The following is a 12,168-nucleotide window of genomic DNA, read 5'->3' as shown; positions in this document are numbered from 1 at the left end:
CCCCGATTGTGGAACGCTAGCACAGGGGTACGATCATGGGTTTGTGGCAGCGTGCGGGTTCGGAGGATCAGGCAAGTAATTCGTTGAAATACGCAAGCGACACCGTGCATGCACGCAGCGCAGCGCAGCGGTTGCTGTTGCTGTTGCTGTTGCTGTTGCTGTTGCTGTTGCTGTTGCTGTTGCTGTTGCTGTTGCTGTTGCTGTTGCTGTTGCTGTTGCTGTTGCTGTTGCTGTTGCTGTTGCTTCTAAGCGCGCGGTAGTTCAGGCAACGCAAATTGCGACTTCAGGAGGCCGAACGTAGGCGCCTGGAGGGCCCAGGGTGCGTAGCACCCCCGACGGCGTAGCCGGAGGACGCGAGCTGTACGACTTGCGAAGCAAGTTGTGGCCGCGCAGGGCCCGCAAGGTGCCGGAGTGAGGGGACCCCGGAGCGCAGCGCAGGGGCCGTATGTAGGAGCCCAGCGTTTTTTGGTTACTTTTTGTCGCGTTTGACAAAAAGTGACTCGCCGTAAGGGCGAAAAGGTGAGTGTGCGTCGCCATCGTCAATGAATACTGTTGCAGTGTTCAAAACCATCACGGCTTCTAGCTTCTAGCTTGAAACTTGAAATCTGGAATCTGGAATCTGGAATCTGGAACCTGAAGCCTGACAGTAACGCTACGTAGTGAGCGCTTTCATAGCCCACGCGCATTCATTGGCGATGGTGGCGCTTACTCACCTTTTCGCCCTTACGGCGAGTCACTTTTTGTCAAACGCGACAAAAAGTAACCAAAAAACGCTGCGCTCCCACATACGGCCCCTGCGCTGCGCTCCGGGGTCCCCTCGCTTCGGCGTCTTCCGGGCCCTGCGCGGCCACAACTTGCTACGCAAGTCGTACAGCTCGCGTCCTCCGGCTACGCCGTCGGGGGTGCTACGCACCCTGGGCCCTCCAGACGCCTACGCTCGGCCTCCTGAGGTCGCAATCCGCGTTGGCTGAACTACCGCGCATTTGAAGCAACAGCAGAGCAACAGCAGAGCAACAGCAGGGCAAAGCAACTGCAGCAGCAGAGCAACAGCAAGAGCAGGGCAGAGCAACTGCAATAGCAAGAGCAGTGCGGGTTGGGCAGGGGATTGGTGTTGGCTATGGGTCGCAGCGCGACTCGGATTGTCCCTGCTTCCCATGTCAGACCATCCAGTCACGATCCTTTAGCGTGTCGGCGATCCTTTTCCAGGCAAAGCAGGATGCTTACCGATGCTCTTCAGCGAACTGATGGCTGCTCTCTCCACCCATGCAATCCGACTCCAGCGCGAAGACCAGGACCTGATCGTCCAGGGCAGCGACGAAACCCTGGATGACACCCTGTGGGAGGCGCTGTCCCGGCACAAGCCGGCCTTGCTGGAGATGCTCGCCGAACGCAATGACGACTGGCAAAGCCCCGCCCTGCGCATTACCCCCGACATGCTGCCGCTGGTCAGCCTCGACCAGCAAGCCATCGACCGTATCGTCGCCACCGTCCCAGGCGGCGCCGCCAATGTGCAGGACATCTACCCACTGGCCCCCCTGCAGCAAGGCATGCTCTACCAGCACCTGGCCGCCGACGCCGGCGACCCCTATCTGGCACAGGTGCAACTGCGCTTCGCCAGCAAAGACCACCTCGAAGCCTTTGCCCAGTCCCTGCAGTGGGTGATCCAGCGCCACGACATCCTGCGCACCGCCTTGCACTGGCAATACCTGGACGAACCCGTGCAAGTCGTCTGGCGCGAAGCGACCCTGGTGCGCGAGGCCCTCGACACCCACGGCGACGATCCGCTGGCCGAACTGTGCACGCGCTTCGATCCCCGGCACTACCGCTTCGACCTGCAGCAAGCACCGCTGATGCGGCTCATGCACACCCCAGGCGAAGACGGGCAGTGGCTCGCCTTGCTCATGTTCCACCACGTCATCATGGACCACACCGCCCTCGACATCGTCCGCCGCGAGATTCAAGCGCACCTGGCAGGCCAGGCCGCGCAACTGCCGGCACCGATGCCATTTCGTAACATCCTGGCCGCCGCCCGCCAGGCCCTCGACGAGCAGGCTCACGAGCGCTTCTTCCGCGACATGCTCGGCGATATCGAGGCGCCGACCCTGGCCTTCGGTGTGCAAAGCGCTGGCGACACCCCTTTGCAGCAGGCCCGTCAGACCTTACCCGCGAGCCTCAGCCTGCGCCTGCGCAACCTGGCGCGCCAGCTCGGCGTGAGCCCGGCCAGCGTGCTGCATCTGGGTTTTGCCCGCCTGGTCGGGCAACTGTCGGCGCGCCAGGCCGTGGTGTTCGGCAGCGTGCTGCTCGGACGCATGACCACCGGCGATGGCAGCGAGCAGGCCCTGGGCATGTTCATCAACACCCTGCCGCTGCGCATCGACCTCGGCCAGCACAGCGTGCGTCAAGGGCTGCTGGCCACGCATAAACGCCTCAGCGCCTTGCTCGGTCACGAGCAGGCATCGCTCGCCTTGGCCCAGCGCTGCAGCGCGGTCGCCGCACCGGCGCCGCTGTTCAATAGCATGCTCAACTACCGCCACAGCGACGCCGGCGATGCCCAGCAGATCATTCCGGTAGCACCCGGCATCGACATCGTCGGCGCCGAAGAGCGCACCGACTACCCGCTGACCATCAGCGTCGACGACCTGGGCGAGGACCTGCGCCTGACCGTGCAAACCCTGCCGCAGTGGGGCGCCGAACGGCTGTGCGCACAGTTCGAGCAGGTGCTGGCGAGCCTGGCCGAGGCGCTTGAGCGTGACCCTGACGCACCCTTGCAGGGCTTGCCCGTGTTGCCGCCCGCCGAGCGCGAGCAGGTGCTTGAAGCGTTCAACCTCACCACTGAAGCCTACCCGCAAGGGCAAACCATACACGCGTTGGTTGAGACCCAGGCGGCCCGCGCGCCGCATGCGCTGGCCTTGGTGCAGGGCGAGCATTCGCTGAGCTATGCGCAACTCAACCAGCGCGCCAACCAGCTTGCCCATCGCCTGATAGAGCAAGGGGTGCAGGTTGGCGACCGCGTGGCCCTGTGCCTGCCCCGCGAGCCTGAGCGGCTAGTAGCCTTGCTGGCGGTGCTCAAGGCCGGGGCTGCCTACGTGCCGGTCGACCCGTCCTACCCAGCCGAGCGCATTGCCTACCTGCTTGCCGACAGCCAACCGGCGCTGGTGCTCGCTCATTCCGCCACTGACAACCTGCCATCGCTACCACGCCTGGACCTCGATCAAGCCGCCAGCTTCGCCGCCAACGACAGCAACCCCGAATTGCCGCGAATCGATGCGCAGCAGTTGGCCTACCTGGTCTACACCTCAGGCTCCACCGGCCAGCCCAAGGGCGTGATGATCGAGCATCGAACCCTGGCCAACCTGGTGCACTGGCACTGCCAGGCGTTCGCCGTGCAAGCCGGGTCCCATAGCGCCAGTGTCGCCGGCTTCGGGTTCGATGCCATGGCCTGGGAAGTCTGGCCGACCCTGTGTGCCGGTGCCACGTTGCACCTGCCGCCGGCCAGCATCGGCAACGAGCACATCGACGAACTGCTCGACTGGTGGCTGGCGCAGCCGTTGCAGGTCAGCTTCCTGCCCACCCCGGTCGCCGAGCAGGCGCTGCGCCGCGACCGTCAGCACCCGACCTTGCGCACCTTGCTGATCGGCGGCGATCGCCTGCGCCAGTTCGATCGCGACCCAGGCTTCGCCGTGGTCAACAACTATGGGCCGACCGAAACCACTGTGGTGGCGACCTCCGGCACACTGGTGCCCGGCGGTGAGCTGCACATCGGCCAGCCGATCGCCAACACCCGCGTGTATGTCCTGGACCAGGGCCTGCAACCGGTGCCAGTCGGTGTCGAAGGTGAGCTGTACATCGGCGGCGTGCAAGTCGCGCGGGGCTATTTCAACCGCCCCGAGCTGAGTGCCGAACGCTTCCTGGACGACCCCTTCAATCCTGGCGGACGCATGTACCGCAGTGGCGACCTGGTGCGCTGGAACGGCGACGGCAGCCTCGACTACCTGGGTCGCAACGACGATCAAGTGAAGATCCGAGGCGTGCGCGTGGAATTGGGTGAAATCGAGGCCGCTCTGGCCGCCCAGCCGGGTATCGCCGACGCCGTCGTGCTGGTGCACGACCAGCGTCTGCTGGCCTGGTACACCGAAAGCGCACCGCTCGACCCCGAGCAATTGCGCCAGGCCCTGCAGGCCAGGCTGCCGGCGCATATGCTGCCCTGGGCGTTGCTGCGCCTGGAGGCATTGCCGCTGACCAGTCATGGCAAGCTCGACCGCCGCGCCTTGCCGATGCCTGACGCTGCAGCGTTGCCAGGGCAGGCCTACGAGGCGCCGCAAGGTCAGACCGAAGCGGCCATGGCGGCGATCTGGGCCGAGGTGCTGGGCGTTGCACGGGTAGGGCGGCAAGACAATTTCTTCGAACTCGGTGGCCATTCCTTGCTGGCCGTGACCTTGGTCGAACGCTTGCGCAAAGCCGGGCTGGTGATCGATGTCCGCGTGCTGTTCGCGCAGCCGACCATTGCTGCACTGGCCAGCGTCAGCGGCCAAGGTACCCAGGCGCACGTCCCGGCCAACCGCGTCCCTGCGGGCGCGGCGCGCATCACTCCGGACATGCTCAGCCTGGTGCAGCTCGATCAGGCCAGTCTCGACGCCATCGTCGCCACGGTGCCCGGAGGCGCGGCCAATGTGCAGGAAATCTACCCCCTGGCGCCGCTGCAGGAAGGCATTCTTTATCACCACCTGAGCGCCGCGCAGGGCGACCCCTACCTGTTGCAGACACGCCTGGCATTCGACAGTGTCGAACGCCTGCTGGCCTGGGCCGGTGCGTTGCAGCAGGTCATCGATCGCCACGATATTCTGCGCACCTCGGTGCTGTGGCAGGGTCTGGCGCAACCAGTACAGGTGGTATGGCGCAGCGCCGCGCTCGCCGTGACCGAAATCGACGACCTGCTCGACACGACGGAGCCATCGCGCATCGAACAATTGCACGCCCGCTTCGATGCCCGCCATCACCGCCTCGACCTTGGCCAGGCGCCGCTCACGCGGCTCTACTACAGCCTTGACCCTGACCACCATCAGGTGGTGGCGATCCTGCTGTTCCATCACCTGACCCTCGACCACACGGCGATGGATGTGATTGCCCGCGAGATGCGCGCATTGCTGTTCGGCCAGGGCGAGCAGTTGCCGGCCGCCGTGCCGTATCGCAACTACGTGGCCCAGGCGCGGCTGGCCGACCCGGCTGCCCAGGAAACCTTCTTCCGCGAGATGCTCGCCGATGTCGAGGAACCCACGCTGCCCCTGGGCTTTGCCGATGTGCAGGGCGATGGTCGCGACGTCGAAAGCGCCACGCTGGCACTGGACGACGCACTGAGCCTGCGCCTGCGCAGCCACGCGCGGCATCTGGGGGTCAGCGCTGCAAGCCTGATGCACCTGGCCTGGGCGCGGGTGCTGGGGGTATTGGCCAACCGCCAGGATGTGGTGTTCGGCACCGTGCTGATGGGTCGCCTGCAAGGCGGCGAAGGCGCCGACCGCGCGCTGGGCATGTTCATCAATACCTTGCCGTTGCGCATCGACACCAGCGCAAGCGCCCACGCAGCGCTGCGCGCGACCCATCGCAGCCTGTCTGCGCTGCTGGGGCACGAGCACGCGCCGTTGGCCCTGGCCCAGCGCTGCAGCGGCGTTGCGCCGTCGTTGCCGTTGTTCAGTGCCTTGCTCAATTACCGTCACAGCGCCGCCGATGCTCCGCGCGAGGGCGAGGGCATCTGGGCAGGCGTGCGTCTGCTTGGCGGCGAGGAGCGCAGTAACTACCCCCTGACCCTGAGCGTCAACGACCTGGGTGAGGGCTTCAGCTTCAACGTGCTGGCGCTGCACGGCATCGGGGCGACGCGTGTGGCCCAGTGGATGGCCAATGCCGTCGCGCAGCTGCTGCACGCCCTCGAGCCTGGGCAGGACGCCAGCGTCGACAGCTTGTCGATCATCGACGAACGTACCCGCCACCACGTGCTCGGCGACTTCAATGCCACCGCCCAGGTTTACCCGCAGGGGCAGACCGTGCATGCCATGGTCGAGGCCCAGGCGGCGCGTACACCCGACACCACCGCGATTTGCCAGGGTGAGCGCGCGCTAAGCTACGCCGAGCTCAACCTGCGGGCCAATCGCCTGGCCCAGCGCCTGATCGAACACGGCGTGCGTGGCGGCGAGCGGGTCGCCCTGTGCTTGCCGCGCAGCATCGAGCGGCTGATCGGTTTGCTGGCCGTGCTCAAGACCGGCGCGGCCTACGTGCCGGTGGACCCGACCTACCCCCAGGAGCGCATCGCCTACCTGCTGGCCGACAGCGCACCGACGCTGGTGCTCAGCGATTCGAGCATCGACGGCCTGCCCGCCGGGCTTGCACGCCTGGACCTGGACCAGGCCGGCAGCTGGCACGCCGACGCCAGCAACCCACAGGTGCCGGGCCTGGACGCCCAGCACCTGGCCTACGTGGTCTATACCTCCGGCTCCACCGGCCAACCCAAGGGCGTGATGATCGAGCATCACACCTTGGCCAACCTGGTGCACTGGCACTGCCAGGCGTTTGCCCTGGGCGCCGGCGAGCGCACCTCCAGCGTCGCCGGATTCGGTTTCGATGCCATGGCCTGGGAGGTCTGGCCGGCCTTGTGCGCCGGGGCGACCTTGCACCTGCCACCGGCGCACATCGGCAACGAGCACGTCGAAGCGCTGCTCGACTGGTGGCTGTTGCAGCCGCTGAAAGTCAGTTTCCTGCCCACTCCGGTCGCCGAGCTGGCGCTGCGCCGCGAGCGCCAGCACCCGACCTTGCGCACCCTGCTGGTTGGCGGCGACCGCCTGCGCGCGTTCCAGCGCGACCCCGGATTCGCCGTGGTGAACAACTACGGGCCGACCGAAACCACCGTGGTCGCCACGTCCGGCACGCTGCTGCCCGGAGCCGACCTGCACATTGGCCAGCCGATCGCCAACACCCGCGTGTATGTGCTCGATGGGCGTCGCCAGCCGGTACCGGTGGGCGTGCCGGGCGAGCTGTACATCGGCGGCAGTCAGGTCGCCCGCGGCTATTTCAACCGTGCGCAATTGACCGAGGAGCGCTTCCTCGCCGACCCGTTCAGCCGCCTGCCCGGTGCGCGCATGTACCGCAGCGGCGACCTGGTGCGCTGGAATGCCGACGGCACCCTCGACTACCTGGGCCGCAATGATGACCAGGTGAAGATTCGCGGCATGCGCGTCGAGCTGGGCGAGATCGAAGCAGCCATCGTCGCTCAGCCGGGCGTCGAGCAGGCCCTGGTGCTGGTGCGCGCCGAGCGCTTGCTGGCCTGGTTCACCTTTGATGCGCCGGTTGATCTCGACGCCCTGCGCGAGGCCTTGCAGGCCAGCCTGCCGGCGCACATGCTGCCGCAGGCGCTGATACCCCTGACGCACTGGCCGCTGACCAGCCACGGCAAACTCGACCGGCGCGCCTTGCCCGAGCCCGCGCTGCAGGCACAGGTTCACGCCGAACCGCAGGGTGAGCGTGAAATCCGCATGGCGGCCATCTGGGCCGAGGTGCTGGGCCTGGAGCGAGTAGGGCGGGACGATGATTTCTTCGAGCTGGGCGGCCATTCACTGCTGGCCGTGACCCTGATCGAGCGCCTGCGCCAACAGGGCTTCGGCACCGATGTGCGGGTGCTGTTCAGCCAGCCGAGCGTGGCGGCGCTGGCAGCTGCCATCGACCACAATCGGCAGGTCGAGGTGCCGGCCAATCGCATCGATGCTGGCTGCACGCAGATCACCCCGGACATGCTGCCACTGATCGAACTGGATCAGGCCAGCATCGAGCGGATTGTCGCCAGCGTGCCCGGCGGCGCCGCCAACGTGCAGGACATCTACCCACTGGCGCCGCTGCAGGAAGGTATCCTCTATCACCACCTGAGCGCGCCCGACGGCGATCCGTACCTGCTGCAGTGGCGCGTGGTGTTCGACAGCCTTGCGCGCCTGCAAGCGTTCGCCGCTGCCCTGCAACAGGTGATAGAACGCCACGACGTGCTGCGCACGGCGGTGCTCTGGGACGGCCTGGCGCAACCGCTGCAAGTGGTCTGGCGCCAGGTGCCAGGCCCCGTCCTGCTGCACACGGCCCAGGGTGCTGCGGCGGGCGCACCGCCGCTGGCGCTGGACCAGGCGCCGCTGATCCGTCTGTTGCACGCAGGCGGCGACCGTGCGATCGAGGCGACCTTGCAGTTCCACCACATCGTGCTCGACCACACGGCGATGAAGGTCGTGCTCGGCGAAATTCGTGATCACCTGCGTGGCCAGGTGCCCAGCCAGCCGGCGGTGCCTTACCGCAACTACGTGGCCCAGGCCCGCCTGGCCATCAGCGAAGCCGAGCATGAAGCATTCTTCCGCGCCGAGCTGGGCGATATCGATGAGCCGACGCTGCCTTACGGCCTGAGCGACCTGCAGGGCCAGGCCGGCGATTTCGAGCGGGTTACCGTGCAGGTGCCAAGCGCCCAGTATCAGCGTCTGCGCCAACAGGCCCAGCAGGCCGGGGTCAGCGCGGCGAGCCTGCTGCACCTGGCCTGGGCACGCCTGCTGGCGGCCACCAGTGGCCAGGACTCGGTCGTGTTCGGCACCGTGCTGCTTGGCCGACTCCAAGGCGGTGCCGGCGCCGACCGTGGCCTTGGCATGTTCATCAATACCTTGCCGCTGCGCCTTGATCTCGACGGCCTGGGCGTGCGTGATGGCGTGCGCCTGGCCCACGAGCGCTTGGGAGCGCTGCTGGTGCATGAACACGCCTCGCTGGCGCTGGCCCAGCGCTGCAGCGGCGTGGCCGCGCCGACGCCGTTGTTCAGTGCCATGCTCAACTACCGCCACGGCGCCAGTGCCGATGAACAACTCGTGCAGCGTGAGGCGCTCGAGGGCATCGAAGCGCTGCCCAGTGGCGGGCACGGCAACTACCCGCTGAGCGTCGACGTCGATGACTTGGGCGACGGCATGCGCCTGACCGCCCAGGTCAGCGCGGCGATCGGTGCCCAGCGCGTCTGCGAGCAATTGCTGCAGGTACTCGGTGGGCTGCTCGATGCCCTGCAGCAACAGCCGCAGTTGCCGGTGCAGCAGCTGCCGGTACTGGCTGCAAGCGAGCGTGCGCAGCTGTTGCAGCAGGCCCGCTCGAGCGCTCGCGGCGGCGAGCGGCAGCAGCCGTTGCAGCACCTGTTCGAGGCCCAGGCCAGGCTTACCCCCGAGGCCATCGCACTGGTCGGCGAAGACGGCGAACTCAGTTATCGCGAGCTCAACGAACAGGCCAACCGCCTGGCTTATCACCTGCTCGCCCTGGGCGTACGACCGGACGATCGCGTGGCGATCTGCGTCGAGCGCAGCATGGCGCTGGTGGTCGGCCTGCTGGCCATCCTCAAGGCCGGCGGCGCCTATGTGCCGCTGGATCCGAGCTATCCGCCGCAGCGCCTGGTGCACATGCTCGAGGACAGCGCGCCGCGGGCGCTGCTGGTCCACAGTGCGACCCGCGGCGTGGCAGCGCATGCGCTGCTGGTCGACCTCGATCTGCCCAGCTGGAGCGACAACCCCGTCAGCGATCCGCACGTACCCGGCTTGAGCGCGCAGCACCTGGCCTACGTGATCTACACCTCAGGTTCCACCGGCGTGCCCAAGGGCGTGATGGTCGAGCACCGCAACGTGGTCAACCTGGTGCGCTGGAGCCAACGCCTGTGCGCAGATGCCGGCAGCGTGCTGCACAAGACCCCAGTCAGCTTCGATGCGTCGGTGTGGGAGTTGTTCTGGCCGCTGTGCAGCGGCCTGCGCCTGGTCCTGGCCCGCCCGGATGGCCAGCGCGATGCGCAGTACCTGGTGCAGTTGATCGAGCAACAGCAAGTGAATGTGGTGCAGTTCGTACCGGCATTGCTTCAGCAGTTCCTCGAACAGCCGCAGAGCGCCGCGTGCAGCAGCCTTAGCGACATCGTCTGTGGCGGCGGCGAATTGACCGCCGCCTTGGCGGCGCAGGTGCGTGAGCGGCTACCCGCGGTGCGCCTGCACAACGTCTATGGGCCCACCGAAACCACGGTCGATTGCAGTGTCTGGACCCTGCACCCCGGCGCAGCGCTACCGCGCGGCAGCTTGCCGATCGGGCATGGCATCGACAATACCCGCCTGTATGTCCTCGACAGCCGCGATCAACTGGTGCCGTGGGGCGTGGCCGGGCAGTTGCATATCGGCGGTGCCGGCGTTACCCGTGGCTACCTGGGCCTGGCCGAGCAGCAGGCCGAGCGCTTCATTGACGACCCTTGGTTGCCAGGCGAGCGCCTGTACCGCAGTGGCGACCTGGTGCGCCAACGCGCCGATGGTGCTCTGGAGTTCCTCGGGCGCAACGATCACCAAGTGAAAATCCGTGGCCTGCGCATCGAACCAGGCGAAATCGAAGCCTGCCTGCTGCGCATCCCTGGCGTGCGCGAGGCGCTGGTGCTGGCGTTCGACGACGGCGTCGCCGGGCCGCGCCTGGTGGCTTACCACAGCGGCGAGCCGGTGCCGGCCGAGCAGCTGCGCAAAGTGCTGCTCGGTGATCTGCCGGACTACATGGTGCCGGCGCAGTACATCCACCTTGAGCAGCTGCCCCTGACCCCTAACGGCAAGCTCGATCGCAATGCCTTGCCAGCGCCGGACGCGGCCTTGCTGCAGCGTCCGTTCGAGGCGCCGCGAGGTGCCACCGAGCAGCTGCTTGCGCAGCTCTGGGCGCAGCTGCTGGGAGTCGAGCAGGTGGGGCGGCACGACAACTTCTTCGAGCTGGGCGGCCATTCGCTGCTGGCGGTCACGCTGACCGCGCGCTTGCGTCAGCAAGGCCTGCAAGTGGATGTGCGCACCCTGTTCGGCCAGCCCACCATTGCCGCCTTGGCGGCAACCCTGGGCCAGGCCCAGCAGGTGGCAGTGCCGGAAAACCGCATTCCAGCGGGCTGCGAGCACATCACCCCGGACCTGCTCAGCCTGATCGAGCTCGACCAGGCCAGCATCGACCGTATCGTGGCCAGCGTGCCGGGCGGCGCGACCAACGTGCAGGACATCTATCCGCTTGCGCCGCTGCAGGAGGGCATTCTCTATCACCACCTCAGCGCCGCCGAGCACGATCCCTACGTGCTGTACTCGCGGCTGCGCTTCGATAGCGTCGAGCGCCTGCACGCCTTCGCCGGAGCGCTGGATCAGGTGATCGCCCGTCATGACGTGCTGCGCACCGCCGTGTTGTGGGACGGCTTGGCGCAACCGGTACAGGTGGTGCTGCGGCGTGTGGCGGGTGTCCTGGGCGGTAGGGAGCAGGGCGACTTGCCAACCCTGCGGCTCGACCAGGCGCCGTTGTTACAGCTGTTTTACCGCCAAGGCGAGGAGGGCATCGATGCAACCTTGCAGTTCCACCACATCGTGCTCGATCACACGGCTTTGGAGCTGATCGGCGAAGAACTGCAAGGGCTGCTGCACGGTCTACCAGCACCCGTTGCCCGACCTGTACCGTACCGTAATTACGTAGCACAGGCGCGACTGGGCATCAGCCAGGTCGAACACGAGGCCTTCTTCCACGCGCAACTGGCGGAGATCGATACGCCGACCTTGCCCTTCGGGTTGAACGACGTCCAGGGTGACGGCCGGGCCATGCAGGAGGTCAAGCTGACCTTGCCGACGCCGCTGGCCGCCGCGTTGCGGCGCCACGCTCGCGTCTTGGGTATCAGCGTCGCCAGCCTGTTCCACCTGGCCTGGGCGCGTTTGCTCGGCGCCGCCAGTGGTCAGGATCGCGTGGTGTTCGGCACCGTGCTGCTCGGCCGCCTGCAAGGCGGCGAGGGTGCCGAGCGGGCGTTGGGCATGTTCATCAATACCCTGCCACTGCGGGTCGATCTGGGTGCTGTCAGCCTGCGCGAAGCCGCCCATGCCACGCACCAACGCCTCAGTGCGCTGCTGGCCCACGAGCACGCTTCGCTGGCCCTGGCGCAACGTTGCAGCAGCGTGGCCGCGCCACTGCCGCTGTTCAGCGCGATGCTCAACTACCGTCACGGCGCTCTCGCAGATGCCGAGCAGCGCAAGGCCTGGCAAGGGATCGAAGTGCTCGATGGCCAGGAGCGGACCAATTACCCGCTGAGCCTCAACGTGGATGACCTGGGCGAAGGCTTCCGCCTGGTCGCCATGACCCCCGCCGACGTCGGCGCAGCGC

2 protein-coding genes (1 of these 2 running past the window's edge) are annotated in these 12,168 nt (G+C 66.9%); both read left to right on the top strand.

The genetic code is table 11. From position 1 onward, the window contains the following. Positions 1 to 83: 83 nt before the first annotated feature. Positions 84 to 260, top strand: coding sequence for a hypothetical protein (locus tag ACLEJW_RS03455; RefSeq protein WP_440776980.1), 177 nt, complete (start codon positions 84 to 86; stop codon positions 258 to 260). Positions 261 to 1,226: 966 nt separating this feature from the next. Further along, positions 1,227 to 12,168, top strand: the start of a protein-coding gene (locus ACLEJW_RS03450; protein ID WP_440776979.1) for a non-ribosomal peptide synthase/polyketide synthase. The gene runs 11,327 nt beyond the window's last position; the window shows 10,942 of its 22,269 coding nt (coding positions 1-10,942); its start codon is at positions 1,227 to 1,229; the stop codon falls past the right edge of the window.

This window comes from Pseudomonas sp. SMSB3 (assembly GCF_052041965.1).
Taxonomy (GTDB): Bacteria; Pseudomonadota; Gammaproteobacteria; order Pseudomonadales; family Pseudomonadaceae; genus Aquipseudomonas.
Note: the sequence above shows the minus strand (reverse complement) of the source record. Positions and strands in the feature narration are given on the sequence as shown.